The organism is Polyangium spumosum (assembly GCF_009649845.1).
In the GTDB taxonomy this organism is placed as follows: Bacteria; Myxococcota_A; Polyangia; order Polyangiales; family Polyangiaceae; genus Polyangium; species Polyangium spumosum.
Genome location: NZ_WJIE01000001.1, coordinates 386306 through 409163, shown reverse-complemented (window position 1 = coordinate 409163; position 22858 = coordinate 386306). Strand labels below are relative to the sequence as shown.

General features: G+C 70.9%; 18 protein-coding genes. 9 read left to right on the top strand and 9 right to left on the bottom strand.

Features of this window, described 5'->3' with window-relative positions:
• Positions 1–27 precede the first annotated feature (27 nt).
• Positions 28–501 (bottom strand): hypothetical protein, encoded by a 474-nt coding sequence (locus GF068_RS43290; RefSeq protein ID WP_170319256.1) that lies wholly within the window; start codon positions 499–501, stop codon positions 28–30.
• A 114-nt stretch (positions 502–615) separates the two neighbouring features.
• Here GF068_RS43290 and GF068_RS43285 point away from each other — a divergent pair, with 114 nt between their 5' ends.
• From GF068_RS43285 to GF068_RS01710, 3 genes are all read left to right on the top strand, one after another.
• The gene (locus GF068_RS43285) at positions 616–1539 is read left to right on the top strand and encodes a chorismate-binding protein (RefSeq protein WP_170319255.1); all 924 of its coding nucleotides are present in this window, start codon (positions 616–618) and stop codon (positions 1537–1539) included.
• A gap of 83 nt (positions 1540–1622) precedes the next feature.
• The gene (gene argS / locus GF068_RS01715; protein WP_153817536.1) at positions 1623–3431 is read left to right on the top strand and encodes an arginine--tRNA ligase; all 1809 of its coding nucleotides are present in this window, start codon (positions 1623–1625) and stop codon (positions 3429–3431) included.
• Positions 3428–4258 (top strand): SPOR domain-containing protein, encoded by an 831-nt coding sequence (locus GF068_RS01710; RefSeq protein WP_153817535.1) that lies wholly within the window; start codon positions 3428–3430, stop codon positions 4256–4258. Before argS ends, GF068_RS01710 begins: the two co-directional genes overlap by 4 nt.
• On the opposite strand, the gene GF068_RS01705 is transcribed toward GF068_RS01710, so the two are convergent.
• Genes GF068_RS01705 through GF068_RS01695 form a run of 3 tightly spaced genes read right to left on the bottom strand, consistent with a single transcriptional unit; the run spans position 4259 to position 6584 of the window.
• On the bottom strand, positions 4259–4978 hold the full coding sequence (locus GF068_RS01705; protein ID WP_153817534.1) for an SDR family NAD(P)-dependent oxidoreductase: 720 nt from the start codon (positions 4976–4978) through the stop codon (positions 4259–4261).
• The gene (gene nikR / locus GF068_RS01700) at positions 4975–5445 is read right to left on the bottom strand and encodes a nickel-responsive transcriptional regulator NikR (protein ID WP_153817533.1); all 471 of its coding nucleotides are present in this window, start codon (positions 5443–5445) and stop codon (positions 4975–4977) included. The genes GF068_RS01705 and nikR overlap by 4 nt, the downstream gene beginning before the upstream one ends.
• A 20-nt stretch (positions 5446–5465) precedes the next feature.
• Positions 5466–6584, bottom strand: a complete 1119-nt coding sequence (locus tag GF068_RS01695; protein ID WP_153817532.1) for a hypothetical protein — start codon at positions 6582–6584, stop codon at positions 5466–5468.
• Between the two features lie 190 nt (positions 6585–6774).
• Between GF068_RS01695 and GF068_RS01690 the strand changes: the two genes are divergently transcribed.
• The 3 genes from GF068_RS01690 (at position 6775) to GF068_RS44715 (ending at position 12424) form a co-directional block, all read left to right on the top strand.
• Positions 6775–7923 carry an SPFH domain-containing protein gene (locus GF068_RS01690; RefSeq protein ID WP_153817531.1) on the top strand — a complete coding sequence of 383 codons (1149 nt, stop codon included), beginning with the start codon at positions 6775–6777 and terminating at the stop codon, positions 7921–7923.
• A 326-nt stretch (positions 7924–8249) separates the two neighbouring features.
• A complete protein-coding gene (locus GF068_RS01685; protein WP_170319253.1) occupies positions 8250–9809 on the top strand; it encodes a protein kinase domain-containing protein in 1560 nt (519 codons plus the stop codon).
• Between the two features lie 80 nt (positions 9810–9889).
• A complete protein-coding gene (locus GF068_RS44715) occupies positions 9890–12424 on the top strand; it encodes a response regulator (protein WP_338046161.1) in 2535 nt (844 codons plus the stop codon).
• Here the strand turns inward: GF068_RS44715 and GF068_RS01675 are convergent, their stop codons facing one another.
• From GF068_RS01675 to GF068_RS01665, 3 genes are read right to left on the bottom strand one after another with little or no spacing between them, the layout of a single operon-like run.
• Complete coding sequence (locus GF068_RS01675; protein WP_153817529.1) at positions 12425–13459, bottom strand: ABC transporter permease; 1035 nt, start codon at positions 13457–13459, stop codon at positions 12425–12427.
• Positions 13456–16065 (bottom strand): ABC transporter substrate-binding protein, encoded by a 2610-nt coding sequence (locus GF068_RS01670; RefSeq protein WP_338046160.1) that lies wholly within the window; start codon positions 16063–16065, stop codon positions 13456–13458. Before GF068_RS01670 ends, GF068_RS01675 begins: the two co-directional genes overlap by 4 nt.
• Positions 16062–16913: an alpha/beta fold hydrolase gene (locus GF068_RS01665; protein ID WP_153817528.1), complete on the bottom strand. Its 852-nt coding sequence runs from the start codon at positions 16911–16913 to the stop codon at positions 16062–16064. The genes GF068_RS01670 and GF068_RS01665 overlap by 4 nt, the downstream gene beginning before the upstream one ends.
• A gap of 282 nt (positions 16914–17195) precedes the next feature.
• Between GF068_RS01665 and GF068_RS01660 the strand changes: the two genes are divergently transcribed.
• The gene (locus GF068_RS01660; protein ID WP_153817527.1) at positions 17196–17720 is read left to right on the top strand and encodes a MerR family transcriptional regulator; all 525 of its coding nucleotides are present in this window, start codon (positions 17196–17198) and stop codon (positions 17718–17720) included.
• A 208-nt stretch (positions 17721–17928) separates the two neighbouring features.
• Complete coding sequence (locus GF068_RS01655) at positions 17929–18699, top strand: sigma factor-like helix-turn-helix DNA-binding protein (protein ID WP_153817526.1); 771 nt, start codon at positions 17929–17931, stop codon at positions 18697–18699.
• A gap of 118 nt (positions 18700–18817) precedes the next feature.
• Here GF068_RS01655 and GF068_RS01650 read toward each other — a convergent pair whose 3' ends face one another.
• Together GF068_RS01650 and GF068_RS01645 are read right to left on the bottom strand one after the other, a co-directional pair.
• Positions 18818–21292 (bottom strand): hypothetical protein, encoded by a 2475-nt coding sequence (locus tag GF068_RS01650; RefSeq protein WP_153817525.1) that lies wholly within the window; start codon positions 21290–21292, stop codon positions 18818–18820.
• A gap of 22 nt (positions 21293–21314) precedes the next feature.
• Positions 21315–22196, bottom strand: coding sequence for a hypothetical protein (locus GF068_RS01645; protein ID WP_240806566.1), 882 nt, complete (start codon positions 22194–22196; stop codon positions 21315–21317).
• Between the two features lie 122 nt (positions 22197–22318).
• Between GF068_RS01645 and GF068_RS01640 the strand changes: the two genes are divergently transcribed.
• Entirely contained in the window at positions 22319–22837 is a 519-nt protein-coding gene (locus GF068_RS01640; RefSeq protein WP_206079378.1) for a hypothetical protein, read from the top strand.
• The last annotated feature ends 21 nt before the right edge of the window (positions 22838–22858 follow it).

Genomic DNA, 22858 nt, shown 5'->3' with positions numbered 1-22858 from the left:
CGAGCGTACCCCGAGCCCGGCCGCTTTTCATCTCGCCGCCTGCCGCCGGGGCACCGTGCTAGCAGGAACGTCGTCGTGCTCGTCGGTCGACAGCTCCCCCTCGCGCCCGATCCGATCACCCTCGCCGAGCGCCTCCGCGCGGATGCCGCGGACCGGCTCGCCTTGCTCCACGCGGCCGACCGCACCCCCGGCCCTTACGCGCGTTTCTCCTACGTCGCGTGTGATCCCGACCGCCAATCGCACGAGCTCGATCCGCTCGCCGACGACCCCGACTTTCCCTTGGGCGGCGCCGTCGGCGCGTTTCGTTCGGTCCCCCGCTGGATCGGCGTGTTGCCGTACGAAGGACAGCGCAACCTCGAACGTCCCGGCTGGTCGCCTCGCGAGGGGGATCGGCGACCGCGGGTGAGACTCGAACGGCCGCTCTGGCTGCGGTACCCGGCTGTCGTCGTCGTGGATCATGCGGAGGGGCGCGTGTTCGTCGTCGGCGTCACGCGGGACCATGTCGACGCCCTCTCGCGCCGCCTGCTCCGGGCGCCCGCGCCTGCGGGGCGGGGGGCGTTTGCCGTCGAGGTCGCGGATGCCGAGCCGACGCGGCTCCACCTCGAGCGGATCCTCGTGGCCAAGGAGCTCATCGCCCGGGGGGAGCTTTATCAGGTCAACCTGGCGCGGCGGCTCGTCGTGTCGCTCGTCCGGGGCGAGCCGCTCGATCTGCACCGCCGCCTGAGCGCCGCCGCGCCGTCCCCCTTCGCCGCGTGTCTGCACCTCGATCGTGAGCTGGCCGTCGTGTCGACCTCGCCGGAGTTGCTCCTCGATGCCCGAACGAGAGATTTGCCGGAAGGGTCGCTTTTTCCAGGAGATGACATACGAGCCTTCACGTGGAACGTGAGAGACGGCCGGAATCGGCCCGATCCGGGGGGGGATCCATCGAGAAAATCCGTCCTGAATTCGGTGCCTTGGGGCCGACTGTTGACATGTCCGATCAAGGGCACGCGGCCGCGCGGAGAGGACGCCCGGGAGGACGCCGCGCTCGTCCGGGAGCTCGACCAAGATCCCAAGGAAAACGCCGAGCTCACGATGATCGTGGATGTGGAACGTAACGACCTCGGCAAGGTCGCGGCCGTGGGATCGGTCCGGGTGTTGCACGGACCCGGTGTGGTGACGCACAGAACCGTCCACCACCGCGAGGCCTTGCTCGGCGCCTTTGCGCGGCCCGGCGCGACCCGGCACGACGTCCTCTCTGCCATGGTCCCGAGCGGCAGCGTCACCGGCGCGCCGAAAGTTCGCGCCATGGAGGTCATCGCCCGCCTCGAGAGCGCCCGCCGCGGCCTCTACACCGGCGGTCTTGGCCACGTGGCCCACGACGGCAGCGTCACCCTCGCCATGGCCATCCGCACCGTCGTCCTCCAGGGCCGTGAGGGTGAATACTTCACCGGCGGCGGCATCGTCGCCGACTCCGACCCCGCCCGCGAGCTCGAAGAGACACGCTGGAAGGCCCTGCAACTCGAAAAAGCCGCAAACCGGGCCTTCGTGGGATCGTGATGTACGTGGCTCACGATGTAGGCGTATGTGTTGACAGAAAGTTGGTGGTCCGAGCGGCCTCGGGGTACTAATCCGCCCGTACGATGGGCGTCGAAGAGCAAGTTCGGAATCTCGTGGTGGGTGCACTCACCGATCTGGCGGGCAGTGGGGTCCTGCCGGCGGAAGTGACGTCGATGGCGTTCTCGGTGGAGCGCCCGAAGCGCCCCGAGCACGGAGACCTGGCGACGAACGCGGCCCTCGCGATCCAGAAGGCAGCGAAGAAGCCACCTCGGGAGATCGCCACGTTGCTCGCCGAGCGCCTCGGCAAAGAGCCGGACGTCCGCGCGGTGGAGATCGCCGGGCCGGGCTTCCTGAACCTCCGGCTCTCGCCCGCGATCTACCAGCGCGTGCTCGGCGACGTGTCGGCCGCGGGCCGGGCGTTCGGGCGCGGTCCGGCGGGGCTCGGCGAGCGGGTGCTCGTGGAGTTCGTCAGCGCGAACCCGACGGGCCCGCTGCTCATCTCGCACGGGCGCGGCGCGATCCTCGGCGACGCGGTGGCGACGCTCCTGGAGGCGGCGGGGCACCGGGTCACGCGCGAGTACTACATCAACGACTTCGGCAACCAGATCCGGCTGCTCGCGGCGAGCGTGCTCGCCGTGGCGCTCGGCCGCGAGCCGCCCGAGGGGGGCTACGGGAAAAACGATTACCTCGTGGATCTCGTCACCTGGCTGCAGAAGGTGCACCCCGAGCTGCTCGTGGACGACAAGGTCGACGAGCTCGCGCGCGTGTGCGTGACGCGTATGCTCGACGGCGTGCCGGGTTCGAAGGCGCTGCCGGGCATCAAGAAGACGCTCGCGTCGCTCAGGATCCAGTTCGACGGCTGGTACTCGGAGGAGAGCCTGCACCGCTGGGGCCGGGTGAGCGCGGCGCTCGCGGAGCTCGGCGCGAAGGGCTACCTCGAGGAGCGCGAAGGCGCGCTCTTCTTCAAGAGCACCGACGAGGGCGACGACAAGGACCGCGTCGTCAAGAAGAGCGACGGCTACTTCACGTACTTCGCGAGCGACATCGCGTACCACGCGGACAAGATCGCGCGCGGCTACGACCGGCTGATCAACGTGCTCGGCGCCGATCACCACGGCTACACGGCGCGGGTGCGCGGCGCGCTCGCGGCGCTCGGCTTGCCGAAGGAGCGCTTCGAGGTGCTGCTCTACCAGCTCGTGAACCTCATGCGCGACGGCAAGCCCTACCGGATGGGCAAGCGGCTCGGCAACCTCGTGACGATCGAGGAGATCGTCGACGAGATCGACGAGGCCGCGCGGCGCAAGGGCGCCGGCGCCGACGCGTTGCGCTACTTCTACCTGGCGCGGCGCAGCGACACGACGATCGACCTCGACATCGAGCTCGCCAAGAAGGCCTCGATGGACAACCCCGTCTTCTACCTGCAGTACGGCTACGCGCGCCTCTGCTCGATCCTGCGCCGCGCCCAGGAGAAGTTTGGGCTCCAAGTACCTCGGCACTCGCCCGCGCTCGCCGCGCGCCTCGAGCACCCCGACGAGCTCGCGATGCTCGGCCGCCTCGGGCGCTTCCCGGCCGTCGTGGCGGAGGCCGCGGCGCTGCGCGAGCCGCACCGGATCCTGTTTTACCTGCAGGAGCTCTCGCAGGACTTCCAGAGCTACTTCACGCGGCTCAAGAAGGACGGCGACACCATCCTGCCGCTCGACGCGCAGATGGCGGAGGCGGGCTGGCAGGAGAGGTGGGATCGGCAGAAGAGCGAGGCGCGGCTGCTCTGGATCGAGGCGATCCGCACGGTGTACGCCGCGGGGCTCGAGCTCGCGGGGATCACCGCGCTCGAGCGCATGCACAAGCTCGAAGGCGAGAGCGCCGCAACGGAGCAAGAAGAGGAAGCGTCATGACCGTACGTTCGGACATCGGGGACGGCGGGGCCATCAAGGACCTGGAGGACATCCAGGAGGCCGATCCGGCCTCGCGCCCGTCGCGCGCCTCGGCGCTGGTGCTCGCCTCGCTCGGCGGCGCGTGCATCATGTTCGCGGCCGTGGCGCTGCTGCGCGCGCCCGTGAAGGAGAAGCCGACGAACGTGGATCCGCTCGGCGATCTCGTGGCGAAGGCGCATCCAGCAGGCGTGAAGGTGGACAAGAAGCCGGACCTCTCCGGCCACGAGATCACCTTCCCGGGCATGCTCTCCGACACGAAGAACACGACGGCGCTCGAGGCCGTGCGTTCCCCGCAGAAGCAACCGCCGCCGGAGAACGCCGCCGCGATGCTCGCGCCGCTGCCGCCGCCGGAGACGGTCGCCGACAGGCTGCCGCCTTCGCCGCTGCCGGCGCAGCACATCCTGCAGGCGCCGCCGGAGACGGCCGCGGGTCGCGACACGCTCACGCAGATGGCGAAGCACGTCGCGCGGGAAGATGGAGCCGAGGCGGCGGAGGCCGGCGGGCCGGGGCAGTACCAGCTCCAGGTGAGCTCGTTCAAGACGCAGCAGGAGGCCGACAAGTTCGCCGCCGCGCTCCGCCGGAGGGGCCACCGCGCCTACGTCGAGCCCGCGATGGTGAAGGGCCGCGGCCTCTGGTACCGCGTGCGCATCGGGCCCTTCAAGTACAAGCACTCGGCCACGATCTACCGGCAGGACTTCGAGGCGAAGGAGCGCCTCGTGACCTTCATCGTCGAGCCGCCGAAGAAGGACGCGGCGCAGAAGCTCCAGGACGAGAGCGCCACGCCGTAATCACCGACCGACGCCCCAGATCTCGCCCGTCGCCCACGTCGCGTCGAGCAGCGCGAGCGCCGCGTGCACGACCTCCGCGGGCGTGCCGAATCGGCCGAGGGGCGAGCGGGCGGCGAGGCGATGCAGGCGCGTCGGATCGGCGTCGGCCTCGGGATCGGCGACGATGCCGAGGGCGAGCAGGTTGACGCGCACCTGCGGGGCGAGCTCGACGGCGAGCGCGCGCAGGCCCGTCTGCAGCGCGCCCTTCGCGGTCAGGTAGGCGACGTGGTTCGGGTACGGGCGCGTGACGCCGGCGTCGACGAGCGCGACGACCGCGCCCTCGGCGCGCGTGAGCTCCTCGGAGAGCGCGTTCACGAGCAAGAGCGGCGCGACCGCGTGCACGGTGAGCGTGTTCTCGAGGTCCTCGCGCGAGAGCTTTTCGAGCGGCGTGTGCGGGAAGGGGCCGCAGGCGAGGATGACGCCGTCGAGGCGGCCTCCTTCGAGCACGCCCCTCGCGATCCGCTCGGGCGCGTCGCGGTCGCGCAGGTCGGCGCAGACGATGGTGGGTCGACTCCCGGGCTCGCGCGTGAGCTCGTCGGCGAGGGCGTCGAGGCGCGGCTGGCTGCGGGCCGTGATGGCGACGCGGTCGCCGCGCTGGACGAGGGCCTTGGCGATGGCGACGCCGAGCCTGCCGGTGGCGCCGACGACGAGGATACGCTTCGGATCGTGGGGGATCGTCATCCCTGCTCCTGGTCTCGATCTCTGTCTCGTGAGGGGGAAACGCGGGCCTCGTTCGTGTCGTCCGCCACGGAGGCGGTGACGTTGAGCTCGCAGGCGAGCACGCCTTTCGTGCCGGCGATCTTGCCGGCGAGGCTCGCGAGGCTCTCGGCGTGGCCGCGCAGGATCATCGTGTCGAGGCACCGATCGTGGTCGATCCGCACGTGCTGGCTCGCGACGAGCAGCTCGGCTTCGCCGGGCTCGGGCTCGGCGAGGCGCAGGACCTCGGCGCGGACGTGGGGTTTGTAGACGACGGAGAGCGTGGCGACGACGGCGGCGCCGCGGTCCCAGGCGGCGCGGGTGAGGTCGGCGCGGACGAGGTCGCGGATGGCCTCGGAGCGGTTCTCGTAGCCGAGCGCCGCGATGCGCCGATCGAACTCGGTGAGCAGCGCGCGGTCCATGGCCACGCCGAAGCGGACGAGGTCGCTCATCGTTCGCACACCGTATCAGCTCAATGCTTCTTCCGGTCGAGGTGCCTTCGCGCGGCCTCCTGGATGGCCGCGGTGACGTTCTTGCTCTTGGCGAGCTGGCGGACGTCGGCGTCGCGCAGGAGCGGGATCAGGCGCGTCGACACGGAGAGCGGCGTCTTCGGGTTCTCCACGAGGTTGCGCTTGATCGTGTAGCTCTTCAGCCACTCGGCGTTCGCGCCGAGGATACGCAGCACCTCCTCGGAGACGTTCCTGTTCTTCGTGATGAGGTTGACGTCGTCCTCCTGCAGCATCGGGCTCCTCGCGACCGCGCTCGCCACGAGCCGGCTCCGATCCCGCACGAGCAGGAGCCGCTCCTCCTTCGAACCGAGCTGCGCGCGCCGCACCTTCTGGCTGATGCTCATGTCGGCGATGAGCTTGTAGAGCGGCTTGAACTTGGGCTTTACGGTCTCGGCGCCCTCGTCGCTCGCCTCGTGCGTGTCCTCGGGCGTGGGCGCGGCGAGGGTGTCGGCGAGGGCGGCGGTCTCGGCGAAGAGGATGTCGTCGGGCGTGGGCTCGTCGGAGGGCTCGGGGATGAGCTCGCCCTCGAGCGCCGCGGCGGCCTCGCGGAAGGCGGGGATCCCGCTGAGCTCGAGGCCGTTTCGCCGCGCGAGGTCCACGATGCGATCGGCCGTGGACATGCGCGTCGCCCGGTTCATGTAGAGCTGCTCGATCAGCCGCGGGTGGGCGAGCAGGCGCGCCTCGTTGGTGGCCACGAGCTCGGTGACGAGCTCGCTGCCTGCGCGCGCGAGGTGCTCGATCGTCTCCAGATCGACGCGCGGCATCGTGACGAGCTTCTCGAGCACGTCGACCCGAGCGACGTAGGCCCTCGCGAGGGCGTCGATCACGGCGGGGTGGAGCTCACTGCCGAGCGCGCCGGCGAGCAGGGGCGGGGGCAGGGCGGCGAGCGTGGCGCGGGCGGTCGTGGCGACCTCGGGGCGCTCGCTCTTCGCGAGCAGCACCACGACGGCGAGGGCGTCGGCGGGTCTCAGGCCCGGGGCGACGCCGCGCGCGGCGAGCTCTTGCAGCTTCGGCGGCGCGCTCGGGTCGACGAGCTTTTGCGCCGGGCCCGGGAGGGAGCTTGTGTCGATCGGGGCAACCATGAGGGACCTCGGGCACTTCCGGCCGGCTTGTCATTGCTGCAGACCGTGCTCGGCATTATTCTCTGAGGCGCCGCGGTCCGTCGCGGCGAAAAGTTCGAGCCATGGGAAGCGGGCCTGCCACGAGCGGGTTCTCGCGCGACATGGCAAGGCGTCCGTCCCGCTCTCGCGGGCGGAGAGCAGGGAGCTCGACATGGGGATCATGGATTTCGTGAAGGGTGGCGTGCGCGAGATGATGATCGCGCGCCCCGATAGGTTCAAAAACCTCATCGTCTACAAGCACCCGGATCAGAACGTCCCGTTCTGGTCGCAGCTCACCGTCGACAGCGACGAGTGCGCGTTGTTCTTCAAGGACGGCAAGTACGTGGGTTACCTGCCGCCTGGGCGTCACACGCTGCAGACGCAGAACATCCCGTTCCTGAACAACCTCATCAACAGCTTCACGGGCGGCGACGTCTTCATCGCGGAGATCTACTTCGTGAAGATGCAGCCGATCCGGAGCGTCCCGTTCGGCGGCCCGCTCGAGTCGATGGAGGATCCGATCCTCTACGAGTTCGTCACGCCGCGCATCTTCGGCGAGTTCTCGCTCGTCGTGACGGACCCGGTGAGGTTCGTCATCGGCTACCACGGCCAGGCGGCCGGCGCGCAGGACAACGACCTGATCCTGAACTGGATCAAGGGCCTGTTCTTCATGAGCGTGAAGACGGTCATCGGCCAGATGTGCGCGCAGACGGGCAAGAGCCTGCTCAACCTCGGCGGCATGAGCATGGAGATCTCGGGGCGCATCCAGCAGTCCGCGCCGAACCTCGACGAGATCGGCGTCAAGATCCTGCAGATCGGCAACTTCAACATCAACTTCGCGGCCGACGACCAGAAGCGCCTGACGGAGGCGAACAAGGCGCGGGCCGAGGCGCGTCGCGGCGTGGGCATCGCGGCGGACACGGCGCGGGCGCAGCAGTTCCAGCTCGATCAGAAGTTCCAGCAGGACGCGCGGTACGTGCAGAACCTCGCGGGCTCGCCGGCGTGGAACAACTACGCGGCGGGGCAGGCGATGATGGGCGCTGGCGAGGGCATGGCGAAGGGCGGCGGGAGCACGGGCGTCGCGCAGCTCGGCGCGCAGGCCGCGATCGGCATGGGCATGGCGCACAACATGATGCAGCCGCAGTTCCAGCAGCCGTACGCCCAGCCACAGCAACCGCAGCAGCCGCAGCAGCCGCAGCAGGCGGCCGGCGCGCAGAGCGTGGAGGCGCGGCTGCAGAAGCTCGCGTCGCTCAAGCAGCAGGGCCTCATCAGCGACGAGGATTTCAACGCCCGCAAGGCGAAGATCCTCGAAGAGATCTGAGCGGCCTGCCGGCCTCGACGGAGATACGAGCGCCCGTGGATCCGCGGGCGCTCGTGTTTCATTTTTCGAAAGGGTCGAGGCGCTTCGAGAAGGTTGCCCGACACGGCTGCGGGTTGATACCGTGGATCTCGGGGCCGGGCGGCGGGGGGGCAGGTGTCGAGCCGCTCCACTCCACTCCACGGTTTGTCCCCGGGGTATTCGACCATTTTGAGGACGCGGCCTGCCGGTTCCTCGGTTAGAGTTGTTCAGTGGCGCGAACCATCCGTATAGGGAACGAAGCTCAGGCGCCTTCGCCTTTGCCCCCCCGCGACTCGAACGGAGCCGCCGTGGACGCATCGCTCGTGACGGACAGCAAGCAAAAGCGGGCGCGCGCCCGGCGCTGTCCGGCGTGCGACAAGTGCTTCTCCGGCGAGGTGCGCTTCTGCCCGTACGACGGCGACGCGCTCATCGACGCGCCGGACTGGAACCCGAACGCCGACCCGCTGATCGGCCAGATCATCGACGCGCGTTACGAGGTGGTGTCGGTGCTCGGCGAGGGCGGCACGGGCTCGGTGTACGAGGTCCGGCACACCACGCTCGGTCGAAGGTTTGCGCTCAAAGTATTACGCGCCGATATCGCGCGTGACGCGCAGATCGTCACGCGGTTCATCCAGGAAGCGAAGGCGGCCGCGGCGATCGGCCATCCGAACATCGTGGCGGTGAGCGACTTCGGCGAGGTCGTGCCGGACAAGAGCGCGCCGCTCAGCTCGAAGGTGCCGTATTTCGTGATGGAGCTGCTCACGGGCAGCTCGCTCGCGAGCGTGCTGCGCAGCGAGCGGATCCTGCCGGCGGATCGCACGGCGGCGATCGGGCTCCAGTGCGCGCTCGGGCTCGCGTCCGCGCACGAGGCGGGCGTCATTCATCGCGACCTCAAGCCGGACAACGTCTTCCTGGTCCGCAGCGGTGATCGCGAGTTCGTGAAGCTGCTCGATTTCGGCCTCGCGAAGATCGCGGGGACGAGCCGCGTCACGCGCCAGGGCATCATCTTCGGCACGCCGCACTACATGAGCCCCGAGCAAGCGATGGGGCAACCCGTCGATCACCGCACCGACATCTACGCGCTCGGCGTGATCATGTACGAGTGCTTGACCGGGCGCGTGCCCTTCGAGGCCGACAGCTTCAAGGGCGTGCTCGATCAGCACATCCACGGCGCCGCCGTGCCTGTCGAGCAACGTGTCCCCGATCCCACGCAGATCGGGCCGCTCGGCGACATCATCAACCGTTGCCTCGCGAAGAACCCGGCCGAGCGGTTCGCCACGATGGCGGAGCTCGCGGCGGCGCTCGAAGAGGCGATGGGGCTCATCCCGCAGTCCGGCGACCTCACGTTCGGCGAGGAAGGCCAGGCGATCGGACCGCCGCGCGTGGCGAAACAAGAGGCGCCCGCCGCGGCCGGGGCGCGTGGGCCGCTCGTCGTGGTGCTCGCCGCGGCGACGGTGATCGCGCTCGGCGTCGTCGCGTATCTCGCGATCCAGCCGCCGCCCGCGCCAAACGCGGCAGGGACGACGGCGACGAACGCCTCCCCCAACGCGCCCACGACGCCCACGGTCACGGCGCCCGCGACGCCGACCACGCCGGCCGTCGTCGCGACGCCCGCGCCGACGCCGACGCCGACGACGCCGCCCGCGGTCGCGACGGAGGATCCGGCGCCGACCGCGACGCAGGCCACGGCGCCTCCGACGGGCGCGCAGACCGCGGTGGTGCGCCCGTGGACGACCGGCGGCACGTTGAAGAGCACGAGCTCGCCGCCCACAGCGACCGCGCCTGCGACCACGCCGACGCCGCCGCCCACCACGACGACGAAGAAGAAGCCGGGCGGTGGTGGAGATGTCGTGGATCCGTGGGGCTGACGACGAGCCCTTGCTGGCGGGACTGCCCGACTTGACACCGGACGCGCGCCCTCGCCATCCTTCCTGGGCGGAAAACCCTCGTGGCAAAACAACAGCTCCTCCTGGTCGACGCTGACGCCCGCAGCCTGCGGGTGCTCGAAGTAAGCCTCAAAAAGGCCGGTTTCAGCGTCACGACGGCGCAAGACGGAGCGGATGCCCTCGCGAAGATCGAGCTCTCCTCGCCGGACCTGATCCTCACGGACACGCGCCTGCCGAACATGGACGGCTACGCGCTCGTGCGGCGGCTGAAGGAGAATCGCGACTGGGCCACGATCCCGGTCGTCTTTCTCACGAGCCAGAAGTCGATCGAGGACAAGATCCGGGGCCTCGAGCTCGGCGTCGAGGACTACCTGACGAAGCCCATCTTCGTCCGCGAGCTCATCGCCCGCGTGAACCTGCTCATCGCGCGGCGTACGCGCGAGGGCATCGCCACGAAGCAGCAGAACCAGACCGGCGGTCGCACGCGCTTCAGCGGCCTCGTCTCGGACATGGGCGTGGTCGATCTCTTGCAGACCTTCGAGGTCAGCCGGAAGAGCGGCATCGTGCACATCCGCTTCGAGCGGCACGAGGCGCACATCTACTTCCGCGAAGGCAAGGTCGTCGACGCGACGCTCGGGCGCCTCATGGGCGAGGAGGCGGTCTACCGCGCGTTGCTCTGGAACGAGGGGTCGTTCGAGGTCGAGTTCTGCAAGGTCGACAATGTCGACGTGATCGGCGCCTCCACGCAGGGCCTCTTGATGGAGGGCATGCGGCGCGTCGACGAGTGGGGGCGCCTGCTCGAGGCGCTGCCGCCGCTCACGACGGTGTTCGAGGTGAACGCCGAGGAGCTCGTCGATCGGCTGAACGAGATCCCCGACGAGCTGAACGGGATCTTGCGGCTGTTCGATGGTCGTCGTGATCTGATGGGCGTCGTCGACGCGTCGCCGTTCGAAGATCTCTCGACGCTGTCGACGATTTCGAAGCTCTACTTCGAAGGCCTGCTCGTGCCACGCATGGAGCCCTCCGAGCCGCCTGCGCCGCCGGAGGACGCGGTCGTGGGCGAGGGCGCGCACGACGAGCTGGCGCCGCATACGGCCGTGGCGCGCTCGCTCCTCGGCGCGACGTCGTCGTCGCGCGCGGTCGTGCCCGGCGAGCCGATCGCGCCAATGCCGGGCGATCTGCTCTTCGAGGATCCGGTCGTGCCGGCCGCGTCGTCGATGATGTTGTCGTCGGCGCCCATGAGCTCGAAGGGCCGCGGATCGAGCGCGTGGGGCGGCGTGACGAGCCCGATCCGGTCGATCGGGATCGCGCCCGCGCCGGAGAGCCGGCTGAACCCGCCGCGCGGGCCCGAGACGATCCGGCAAGGGACGCCCGGCGCGAGCGCCGTGGCGATCGGGCGCGCGGTCGAGATCGAGGAGCGGCCACCACACACGCGGCGCGCAGGCGGAAGAGGAGCGCTCGACGCGTCGGACCGAGACGGCGCCGACGAGGGCGAGGAGACCGCGCCGCCGACGACAGCGTCGGGTCGAGCGCCCGGCGCGCCGGCCGTCACGGCAGAGCCGCAGGCGCCCGCGGCGAACGCAGCAGAGCCGACGCAAGAAGAAGCGCCCGCGCCGCTCCCGGCTGCGGAGACGACACAACCGACCGAACGCGAAGCCGTGCGGCTGCCCGAGCCCGAGGCCGCGCCGGCGGAAGCGGAGGCGACGCAGGAAGAGGCGACGGCCGAGGCGACGCGGGAAGAGGCGCCAGCCGAGGCGCCGGCGACGAACGAGGGCGCGGCGCCTGCCGCGGAAGAGGCCGCGCCGGAGCAAGAGGCGGCGCCCGCAGAGGCAGAGGCGGCGCCGGCGGAGGAGAACACGAGCGAGGAGGGCGCGGCGGCGTTCGTGGAGGGGGCCGACGCGGAAGGGGCGGGCGAGCTGCAAGAGGATGCGGCGAGCACGGAGATGGCGCGCTTCAGCGAGCCACCTCCGTCGAGCGACGTGCTGCCGATCGGCCCGTCGCCGGAGCAACGCGCGCGTCAGGCGCGGATGATGAAGATCGTCGTCGGCGTGCTCGCCGTGCTCGCCGTGCTCGTGGTGATCGGGGTGGTGAAGCAGAATCTGTCGGGAAAAACCGACGCGAAGACGGCGGCCACGCAGCCGCTGCCCACGCCCCCCGCGCCGGCGACGAACACGCAGAAGGCGGCCGTGCCCGCGGCGACGACGCAGGCCCCTCCGCCCGCGCCGACGCCGACGACCACGCCGACAGCGGAGCCCACGGCCGCGCCGACGGCAGAGCCCACGGCGAGCCCGTCGGCGGCGCCGGTCTCTACGGGCAAACCCTCGGGCGGGGACGCTCCCGCGCCGACGGAGCCTGCGCCCGCGCCCGTCGACGACTCGGGCCCGCTGCCGGTGCGGATCCAGAAGGCGATGGAGGCCGGCAACATGGGCAAGGCGCGGCAGCTCGCGAAGCAGTACACGCAGCAGTCGCCGGGCAGCGCGGAGGCCTGGTACCTGCTCGGCGCGGCGGGCGGCGGCGCTTCGGCGTTCCGCAAGTGCGCCGAGATCGCCGGCGAGTCGGCCCGCGGCGCCGAGTGTCGCGCGCTCGCGGGGATGTGATCAGCCGCCGTTCTTCGTGTCGCGATCGATTCGCGGATCGAGGAGCGGCGCGAGCAGGTCGACGAGCAAGGTCGAGAGCACGACGGCGATCGAGGCCACGAGGACCGTCGCGACGATGACGGGGCCGTCGCGGTTCAGGAGCGACTCGACGGCCATCTGTCCCATGCCGGGCCAGCGGAAGAGGCGCTCGGTCACGACGGCGCCGCCGACGAGCGCGCCGAGATCGAGCACGGCGAGCGTCGTGACCGGGACGAGCGCGGTGCGCAGGCCGTGCACGACGAGGGCCCGCGCGCGCGAGGCGCCCTTGGCGAGGGCCATGCGCACGTGGTCCTCGGCGAGCGCGGCGCCGAGCTCGGCGCGCACGAGGCGCGCGTAGAGCGCGCTCCCGTAGATGCCGAGCGTGAGGGCCGGGAGCACGAGCGAACGCAGGTGCTCGCCGGGGGTTTTTCCGATCCCGTCGTAGGGGAGCAGGCCGAGGCGATGCGCGAGCAAGTACTGAAGCGCGAGCCCGGTGAGGAACGTGGGCGCGCTGATGCCGAGCAAGGACAGGCCCGCGCCGAGCTCGTCCCAGCGCGTGCCTCGCCGCGCGGCCGTGGTGATGCCGAGGCCGAGGCCCACGGTGAGCTGCACGAGGAGCGCGGCGAGCGCGAGCTCGAGGGATCGAGGGAGCTTCGCCGCCACGAGGTCCACGACGGGCCGCCGGTAATGGAAGCTGTGCCCGAGGTCGAAATGCACGGGCCCGAGCGCCGCGCAGCTCCGGTGCTCCAGGTCCTTGCGTGCTTCGGCGGTGGGGCCCGCGCCGGTGTGCACGAGCCTTCGCAGGAAGCGCAGGTACTGCACGCCGAGCGGGCCTCCATGCCCGTAGACCTCGCGCGCGCGCGCGACGTCTCGCGCGGAGGCCTGCGGTCCGACGAGCAAACGCACCGGGTCGCCGGGCAGCACGTGGACGAGGGCGAACGACACCAGCGTCACGCCGTACACGACCACGAGCGCCCAGCCGACGCGTTGCGCCACACGCGCGAGGTTTTTCCTCATGGGCGACCTCGTCGCGAGGCGAACGGGAGCAAGAGGGACGCGGGCCCGAGCTTCACGCGCGCGTGCCTCTCGGCGAGGGCGGTCGCGTCGATCCATGCGTCGCGGAAGCGCTGCGGGACGATCGGGTGCGGCGCGTAGCCACGCAGGTAGGGCTGCCAGATCTCGAAGACACGCGGGGAGTACGTCGGCGCCCACGGGGCCTCGTCGCGGACGATCTCTTCGGCGCGCAAGAAGAGGCGACGACGCGCCTCGGGATCACGCTCGCTCGAGGCCGCGGCGAGCACGCGGTCGAGCTCTTCGTGCGCGAAGAAGGCGTAGTTCTGCGAGTGCTCGTCGTCGATCGCGCGCGAGGAGAGCGTGGGTTCGAAGAAGTTTCCGGGATCGGGGAAGTCGGCCTTCCAGCCGGCCCATCCCATGGGGGTCGTGCGCCTGCGGGAAGCTTCGGCGAGGTACGTCGCGTAACTCGTGAGCCGGAGGCGAACGCGGATGCCGATCCGCGCGAGCTGCTGCGCGAAGATCTCGGCGGCCTGTTGCTCGAAGGTGTCGGCGGGCGCGAGGTAGTCGACGGGGTGCGGGTAGCCGCCGCGTCCCGTCGCCGGATCGAAGGGGTAGCCCGCGTGTCGCATCTCTTCGAGCGCCGCGGCGAGGTCGTGGCGGCGCATCGAGGGGAGACCTTCGGCGCCGGGGATGCCTTCGGGCAGCACACGCGAGGTGGCGCGCGCTTCGCCGCGGACCTTCTCGAGCACGCTCGGATCGATCGCGAGCGCGACGGCGCGGCGCACCGCGCGCACGTCGAAGGGCGGGAGCTCGGTGTTCATGAAGATCGCGTTCGTCGCGCGGGAAGGCGAGAACGCGTGTTGCCCGGCCCATGCGGGGCTCGCGCGGTAGAGGGCGGCGTCCTGGCTGCCGAGATCACGCGTGTAGTCGAGCGCGCCGCGTTCGAACTTGAAGCGTTGCGTCGTGGAGCGCTCGCTCGTGTGCCACTCGATCGCGTCGAGGTACGGCTTGCCGGGCTCGAAGTACGCGGCGTGTCGCGCGAGGCGGATCGGCCCCTCGGGCTCCCATGACGCGAGGCGAAAAGGTCCGGCGCCGCAAGGCGGAGGAGGGCGAGCGGCGTCGACGGTGGTGCCGGACGATGGGCACACGGGCGCGGCGAAGGCGAGCGTGAGCAGCGGGAGGAACGTCGGGTCGGAGCGCTCGAGCGTGATCTCCACGGTGAGGTCACCCGTGACGCGTACGCCTTCGAGGCGGGGCGTTTTCCCCGCGTGAAAGGCGGAGAAACCGAGGATGGAGGCGTAGTGGCTCGCGGCGGGGCAGGGCGTGCGCGGGTGGAGCGTGCGCTCGAGCGAGCGCGCGACGTCGGCGGCGCGGAGAGGCGCGCCGTCGTGGAAGACGACGTTGTCGCGGAGGAAGAAGGTGTAGGTGCGGCCATCGCTCGAGATCTGGATGTCACGCGCGAGCTCGGGGACGACGCGGCCGTCTTCCGCGAAGGTCACGAGGCGCGCGAAGACGAGGTCGGTGAGCGCCGTCGCGGCCTCGTCGTAGGCGAGCGCGGGATCGAGCGTGCGCACGTTGACGAGGGTGGCGATGCGGAGCGTGCCGCCGCGTATCGGCAGGCGATCGGGCGGAGGTGACGCGGCGAGCGGCGGCGCGACGGGCGCGGGGCGGATGACCGCGACGAGCAGGAGCGCGGCGGCGACGAGCAGGAGGTCGGCCGGCAAACGCGACTTCGAGAGGGGTTGTCCCGACGGAGCTTCGAGCGCTTCACGGAGAGCCTCGCCGACGCGGCCGAAGGCGAGCACCGAGAGCAGGATGGCGATCGCGGGGGCGGCGACGAGGCCGAGGCGCGTGCCGACGAAGGGCTCGGCCTCGTGCAACATGCGGCCCCAGGTGGCCTCGGGCGGCGGCACGCCGAGCGAGAGGTAACCGAGCACGGCCTCGGCGAGCATCATCTGCCCGATGCTCGTCGTGGCGAGCACGGCGATGGAGCTCGCGGCGTTCGGCAGGACGTGGCGAAGGACGATACGCACGTGTCCCGCGCCGAGCGCGCGCGCGGCCGTGATGAAGGAGAGGCCGCGGATCTGCATCGTCTTCGCGCGGAGGACACGCGCGAAGCCGCCCCAGCCCGAGAGGCCGAGCACGCAGAGCACGGTGAGCGTGTCGGAGCGGCCGACGAACGCGCCGATGGCGGTGACGACGAGCAGGAACGGGAGCGCGAGCAGGACGTCGACGATCCGCATGAGCGCGACGTCGAGCGCCGCGGCGCGCGTGCGCGCGGCGTAACCGGCCGTCACGCCGACGAGCGTGCCGACGAGCGTGGCGATCAACGTGGCGAGCGCCGCGATGCCGAGCGAGAGCCTTCCGCCGTGGGCGAGGCGCGCGAGCACGTCGCGGTAGAGCGCGTCGGTGCCGAGGAGGTGGGCGCGTGAAGGGCCGGGGGGCGCGCCGAGCGCGTCACGCGTGAGGGAGAAGTCGCTCGTGTTGGGATCGTGGGGGATGACGAGGGGGCCGAGGATCGAGAAGCCGACGAGGCCGAGCACGAGGATGAGACCCGAGCGTGGTGCGGGGCTCCGAAGCAACGTCCGCGCGGCCTCGCGGAGCTTCACCGTTTGCCCTCCAAGAATTGCAGGGCGAGCTCGGCGAACTCGCGCGGGCGCTCCTCGTGTGGCGCGTGCGCGGCGTCGAGGATCGCGAGCTTCGCCGAGGGGAGCTCGCGGGCGAGGCGCAACGCGGAGGCTGCGGGGAAGATGCGATCGTCGCGGCCCCACACGACGAGCGTGGGCGTCGTGATGCGCGTGATACGCGCGACGATCGGGCGCGTGTCGAGGATGGAGCGGAGGACCGCGTACGCGCTTTCGCGGGCCGAGGGGCCGTTGAAGAAGTCGTAGTGCTGGTCGATGCGCTCGGTGGGCAGCGCGGCTCCGGAGCGGAAGAACTCGTCGCGGAAGTAGGCGCGGAAGGTGCCGCGGCCGTAGAGCTGCTTGAAGATCGCGCCGCCGAGCACGGGCATGAGGGGCAAGCGGGCGCGGAAGCTCAGCGGGAACGGGTAACAGAGCGCGTCCTCCACGACGAGGCGCGTCACGAGCTCGGGGTGCTCGGCTGCGAGCGTGAGCGCGACGGCCGCGCCCATCGCGTGGCCGACGACGGAGGCGCGACCGACGCCGAAGGCGGCGATGAGGTCGGCCATCGACTCGGCGAATGCTTCGATCCCGTACGGATAACGCGTCGGGCTCGGCTTCTCGCTCTCGCCGAAGCCGGGCAGGTCCGGCGCGATGACGTGGAAGCGCATCGCGAGCGTGTCGATGATGTCGTCGAACGAGCGGTGGCTCACGAGGAAGCCGTGCACGAGCAGGAGCGCGGGCCCCGAGCCCGCCTCGAGGACGCGCATGCGCACGCCGCGCGCGTTCACGTCCCGCAGGACCCGCGTGGGAGGGTCGGGGTTTTTGTCTGCCATGAGAGGGAGCAAGCCTATCAGTCGTCCGGAAAGGGGCAGGCTGTGTAGGGAGATGCACCAATTGACGGGTTCGGGGGGGATCCTCAGATGCACAAAATGATCAAGAAAAAACGATCTACGGGCGGACCAACAATGTCCTAGCGAGCATCGGAAAATGCGGGATGTGCCGGGTCTTCGTGCACCCGGAAATAATCATCGTCCGTTAGATTGACTGTATTCTACTGAGTGGAATACATTCACGAGCGTCGTTAGGGAGCTGCCCCGGACGGGGCGGAGGGCACCTTGCAGCGGATCTCGGACGACGCGCTCGAACGTCTCGAACGCGAACACGGACAGGGCATCACGTCGGCCGAGATCCTCGACATCTTCGCCGCTCACGGGATCAAATTCAGCGAGGCCACGCTGCGGAAGTACGTGCAGCTCGGCCTGCTGCCCCGGAGCGTCCGGGTGGGCAAGAAGGGCAAGCACCAGGGCTCGCAAGGGCTCTACCCGGCGACGGTGGTCAGGCAGATCCAGCGCATCAAAGAGATGATGGCGCAGGACTACACGATCGAGGAGATCCAGCGGGAGTTCCTCTTCGTGCGGGGTGACATCGAGGAGCTCGAGCGGACGATCGGCAAGGTCTTCGACGCGCTTCGTGACGCAGCCAAGGAGCGACGAAGCGAGACGAGCGACCGCGCCATACATCAGGAGCTCTCCATGGCGGAGAGGCTCGCCACCGACCTCGTGGCCAAGCTCTCGTCGATCGAAGAGCGCTTGATGGCCCAGGCTCGGCTCTCGCGGAGGGCAGCGGCGGCAGGCTCCTGAGGGGTCGACAAAGAAGATTTTCCGCGGCGTCGCGGTTGACGCCTCGGGGCTGATTTCATGCCGATGGAGGACGGCTGGACCGTCCTCCATCGGTGACGACGAAAATTGTAGTTCCAGGGAGCAGGACCCTTGCACTCGTCCGGACCGGTCTCCGAACGGGCAGGGGGACGTGCGCGCGCAGTACGGAAGGACCAGCGGGAGGCAGCGCATGGCAACGATGGCAGATGGCGAGCTCGGGGGTTTCGGCGAGCTCGAGGCAGACGTGGACGGCGGCATGAACGACGCGCAGACGAGGCAGACCGGGGACGAGAACCTCGTCGAGGGCGCGCTCGCTCGAAAGGCAGCCCCCGCGACATCCGCGACGGCGATCACGCGCGAGCAGCGGCGCTCGCGTCGCAAGCGTGAGGTCCGCGCCCGCACGATCAGCGTCAAGCGCATGACCAAGCGGGAGCTCGAGATCGGCCGGATGTTGTATCCCGAGGTCGACTACTGGAAGCCGCGCACGCGGGCGGAGTGCCTCGACGGCCCGCGGCCTTGTCCGTACGTGTCGTGCAAGCATCACCTCTTCCTCGACGTGTCGGCGAGGACGGGCGCGATCAAGCTGAATTTCCCGGACCTCGAGGCGTGGGAGATGAGCGAGAGCTGCGCGCTCGACGTGGCCGATCGTGGCGGCACGACGCTCGAGGACGTGGGGGCGATCATGAACCTGACGCGTGAGCGTATCCGTCAGGTCGAGGTGAAGGCGCTCGCGAAGCTGCAGGCGCTGCGCGACATGTCGGCGCTGCGTGACTACGTCGACGAGGGTCCTGTCGGCAAGCGCCGCTTGCCGGTGCTCGCGCAGACCGACGACGAGGACATCGACGAGGAAGAGCGCGACGAGGACGACGACGACGACTTCGAGGACGACGAGGCCGAGGTCGAGGCGAAGGCGGACGCGGAAGAGCCGCAGCTCCTCGAGGAGTCGGACGACCTCTTCTGACAAACTCCGTCGACAGCGCGCTTGCGCGCTGTCGCCCTCGGTCCAGGCCGTGCCTGGTCCGGGGTGAAGGGGGCGGACAGCCCCCTTCTGGGGCGCGGGGCAACGCCCCGCATCTCTCTCACGGATCTGGATGCGCCTCGACGACGAGCAGCATGTTCTCGGCGAGCGACGTCGCGAGGAATGCGGCGACGGCCTGCTGCGTGGGCGTCTCGCGCGCCTGGCTGCGGCCTGACCAGAGCTGGATGAGGCGGCGGCGTGGGTCGGCGCGGGACTCGGTTTCGCGGCGGAGCGCGAGGGATGCGGCGCGGCTGAACTCTGGCGTCGCGAGGCCCGAGCGCGAGATTTTTCCGAGCAGCGTGCGGACGTCGTTGACGGCGGACGCGAGGAGATCGGATGGCGCGCGCACGTCGACGACGAGCGCGGCGGCCTGGTTCGTGCCGACGATCCGCGCGGCTGCGCGGACGCCGCCTGCGGGCGGGAGTGTTGCTTCGAGTAGACCTCCCTCGCCGCTGAGCGCGAGTGTCACGAAGAGCGCGAGGTCGTGCCCGGGGGCGCCGGCTGCGGGCATCGGCGCTGCGACGAGCGCCTGCGCGAGGCCTGCGTCACGCGCGAGTCGCGCCGTGAGGGGGCCGGCGCGCGAGGGGCCACGCGTGGCCGTCGGGCATGCGCGAGCGGGTGGGCGCGGGACGAGCCATCGATCGACGGCTCGCGCGACCTCGGCGGCTTGCGCGGCGTCGGCGTTCGCCAGCACGGCGAGGCGAAGTGGTCCTTCGTGGAGCGTACGCAGGCGCAGGCGCGTGCCTTCGAGGCTCGCGCCGGAGACACGCGTGTAGATGCCGAGCGGATCGAGCCACGAGGGATGTTCGGGCACGAGCGCGGATGCGAGCGCCTGGAAGGCGACGCCGCCGCGGCCGGTCGTGCGTTCGATGTGCGCGAGCGCCGAGGTCCGTGCCTCGGTGAGGGACGCGGGCGTGAGCGCTGCGGGGGACAAGGCGCGCGCGGCTGCGTCGCCGACGCGTCGCGCGAGCTCGACGGGGGTCTCGTCGTCACGCGGCGCGGCATGCGCGACGAGGCCCATGCCATCCGGTCCGACCCAGGGTTCGAGGGAGACGCCGGAGCTCGGCTCGCGCGAGGCTGCTGCCGCGAGCATCGCGAGGGCCGTCGTGCCTGCGTCGACGACGCCCTCGTCCACGACGCCGCAAGGGCTCGCGACGAGGGCCCAGAGCTCACCTTGCCCACGCTCGACCGCGGCGCGACGCTCGACGATGGGCTCGCTCGTGGCGGCCGAGGCGCGATCGAGCTCGGCGGCGAAGGTGCGTCCCGACGAACCAGGCGCCGGGGTCGAGCGAGGTGGCAACGCGAGGGCGACGGCGAGACGTGGAGGCGCGGAGGGGACGGGCGTGGTGAGATCCCACCAGGCGGCGCGCGAGGCTGCGTCGCGCGGATCGGCGGCGGCGAGGATCTGGCGCATCGCGACGGCGGCGGTCCCGGGAACGGCGCCCTCGAGGCGGAGCTCGTGACGCGTGACGGCGGCGGCGCGCGCGGCGGCGCGCTCGAGGTCTGCGGCGTCGACGCGGGACGCGGGCTCGATCGTCACGCTCACGCAGCCACCACGAGCCCTCGCGACGCCCACGACCTGCACGGCGTGGAAGGCTTCGGGCAGGCTCCCGAGGCGCGCATGCAGCGGTGAATCGGGTGCGGCGAGGCGCTCGGCGGCGGCGACCGCGCCGAGGGCATCACCGATCCGGAGGGCGAGGGTCACCTGGCCGCGCGGCGCGCTCTGCGACGGCGCGACGTAACTCGCGACGGCGTCTGCGGCGGGGAAGGGATCGGCGGCCGGCTCGCCGACGGGCCAGCCTTCGCTCGCTTCGAGCGCCTTCGCGACGAGCGCGCTGAACGAAGCGGGGCCGACGGACGCGATGGCGGCGCGGCCCGCGTGGAGGCCTTCGCGGCGTTGCCCTTCGAGCTCGCCGGCGAACGTGGGCGAGGCGGGATCGGGGACGGCCTCGCTCGGCGAGTGGCCGAGGCGTCCGGTGCATGCGGCGATCGGCGCGAGCTCCGGCGCGTCGAGCGGCGTCTTTCGGAGGGCCGCGAGGCGGCGCGTGACGAGCGGAGATTCGGGGCCGTTCGCGACCACGGGGTCACGCATCGCGCGGACGAGCGCCGCGAGGAAGGGCGAGACGCGGGCTGCGTTCTCGACGAGCCACTCGACGCGGAAGCCCGTGCGATCGGCGCGCACGCGTGTTTCGAACCCCGCGGCGGCGAGGCGCGCCTCGACGAGCGCCGAGAGCATCGCGGCCGTGGCTGGGCCCGGGTCCGTGGCGAAGGCGACGGCGATCGCGGGCGCGGGATCGCCGTCTCGGTTCACGACGGTGAGGCGCGGCCGCTCGTCGAGGGCGTGGACCTCGATCCCTGCGACGGGCGCGCCGGACGGTGAGGCGAGCACCGAAGGACCGACCCGCGTGGCGGGGCGGTTCGCGCCGCTGCAAGAGGCGAGCGCGAGGGGCGCGACGAGCGCGGCGAGGCGCACGAACGTTCTCGAGGGGAGCCGCCGCGGGGTGGGTTCGGGCGGGGTCTCGGGCGTCGTCTTCATGTCCGATGCGAGAGATCGAGGATCAGAGCTCGAAGTCGGCCGCGGAGCGAGGCGCGATCTTGAAGCCGTAGAAGTAGGTGACGACGCCGGTGACGGCCTTGAACTTGACGCCCTCGGCGAGAAGCGGGCCCTCGTTTTTCAGGTCGAAGAGCTCGTTCGAGATGCTGGGCACGTCGATCTGGCTGATGCCGCCGCCGACGTCGATGGGCGCGGAGTAGCGGCCGTTGCTCTCGTAGGCCTGGTCGGCGATCGCGACGTTCTCGATCCGCACGAGCATGCCGAGCCACTGGCGCGCGCCCTCGTACGTCTTGAGATCGGTCGTGGGGATCGTCTTCGGCGTGAGGTCGGAGCCGAGCTCGAAGCGGAAGGTCATGGTGCCGCCGATCTCGGGGAGCGTGCGGCACTGGGGGAAGGGGCCTGCCGTGGGGCCGGGGAACTCCATCAGGTTGCCGAGCACGTCGACGACGTCTCCCTCGGCGAGGCGCAAGTCCGGCGGGCTGAACGAGGGCGCGTAGACCGTCATGCCCGCGTAGGGGCCGATCGGATCGGCGCAGCCGTCTTGTACGTAGTAGTTGCCCGACGCGCCGTCCCCGGTCTCGTCGTAGCGATCGATGGCGACGATGCGCAGGCCGGCGAGCTTGACGGCCCGATCGGGCGGGTAGCTGCAGGAATTGCTCATCGCCTGGTCGGGATCGACCCAGGTCGGCTCGCCGACGACGTCGGGCAATCGGGCGCCGCCGCCGCACGGATCGGCGGCCGGTTTGCTGGGCGGATCGCCCGTGCCGCCGTCGCCCGTGCCGCTGCAGGCCGAGGCGGCCAGGGCGGCGAGGAGCGCGAAGACGTGAGGCCGCGCGGCGGCGCGGAGCGGGGCACAGAGGGCGAAGCGGTCGCGAAAGAGGCGCATCTCCTGGCGGGCTCTTACCACGTCTCGGGCGCCGCTTGGACGCAAAGGCCCGGGTGGCCCGTTCGTGTGCTCGGTGAAACCACGCCTGTGCTCCGAGGCGCGCGCGTTGCTATAGGGAGAACGTGCTCTCCGGACGCGCGCTCGCTCTCGTGGTGCTTGCCTGGTCGTTGCTCAAGGTCCTCGTCGGGAGGATGTTCGGGCGGAAGACGGGCCTCCCGCTGTTCCACGAGAATTACGACGCCGACGGCCTGCCGGCCCTCGAGCCCGCGGAGCGCGAGCGTGTCGCGAGTTTCTCGCGCTGCATCGCGTGCGGGCGCTGCGACGTGGGGGAGGCGGATCGGATCGCGGCCTCGGGCGGGGAGTACCCCGGGCTCATGACGATCGTGCTCTCGTCGTCGCGCAGCATGCCGGACTACGACGCCGCGGCGCGGTCCCTCGCGCACGTGCCGATGGAGGTGCTCGCGCAGAAAGAGGAGATCTGCCCGACGCGCGTGCCGTTCGTCGAGCTCGCCCGCTTCGTGAGATCAAAGGCGGGCGCGAAGCCGCTCGCCGCGATGAGCGCCGTCGCCGCGGGCGTGGAGGCGCCGACGACGGAGGCCTCCGAAGGGCGTGAGCATCCTCCGGCGACGGCACCCACGTAGGCCGCGTCGCGTCCGGCAAAT

Bases quoted from the DNA above. Each gene is read 5' to 3' on its own strand.
- GF068_RS43290 (WP_170319256.1), bottom strand. From the start codon at position 501: ATGGTCCCGCGTGACGCCGACGACGAACACGCGCCCCTCCGCATGATC.
- argS (WP_153817536.1), top strand. From the start codon at position 1,623: ATGGGCGTCGAAGAGCAAGTTCGGAATCTCGTGGTGGGTGCACTCACC.
- GF068_RS01710 (WP_153817535.1), top strand. From the start codon at position 3,428: ATGACCGTACGTTCGGACATCGGGGACGGCGGGGCCATCAAGGACCTG.
- GF068_RS01705 (WP_153817534.1), bottom strand. From the start codon at position 4,978: ATGACGATCCCCCACGATCCGAAGCGTATCCTCGTCGTCGGCGCCACC.
- nikR (WP_153817533.1), bottom strand. From the start codon at position 5,445: ATGAGCGACCTCGTCCGCTTCGGCGTGGCCATGGACCGCGCGCTGCTC.
- GF068_RS01695 (WP_153817532.1), bottom strand. From the start codon at position 6,584: ATGGTTGCCCCGATCGACACAAGCTCCCTCCCGGGCCCGGCGCAAAAG.
- GF068_RS01690 (WP_153817531.1), top strand. From the start codon at position 6,775: ATGGGGATCATGGATTTCGTGAAGGGTGGCGTGCGCGAGATGATGATC.
- GF068_RS01675 (WP_153817529.1), bottom strand. From the start codon at position 13,459: ATGAGGAAAAACCTCGCGCGTGTGGCGCAACGCGTCGGCTGGGCGCTC.
- GF068_RS01665 (WP_153817528.1), bottom strand. From the start codon at position 16,913: ATGGCAGACAAAAACCCCGACCCTCCCACGCGGGTCCTGCGGGACGTG.
- GF068_RS01655 (WP_153817526.1), top strand. From the start codon at position 17,929: ATGGCAACGATGGCAGATGGCGAGCTCGGGGGTTTCGGCGAGCTCGAG.
- GF068_RS01650 (WP_153817525.1), bottom strand. From the start codon at position 21,292: ATGAAGACGACGCCCGAGACCCCGCCCGAACCCACCCCGCGGCGGCTC.
- GF068_RS01645 (WP_240806566.1), bottom strand. From the start codon at position 22,196: ATGCGCCTCTTTCGCGACCGCTTCGCCCTCTGTGCCCCGCTCCGCGCC.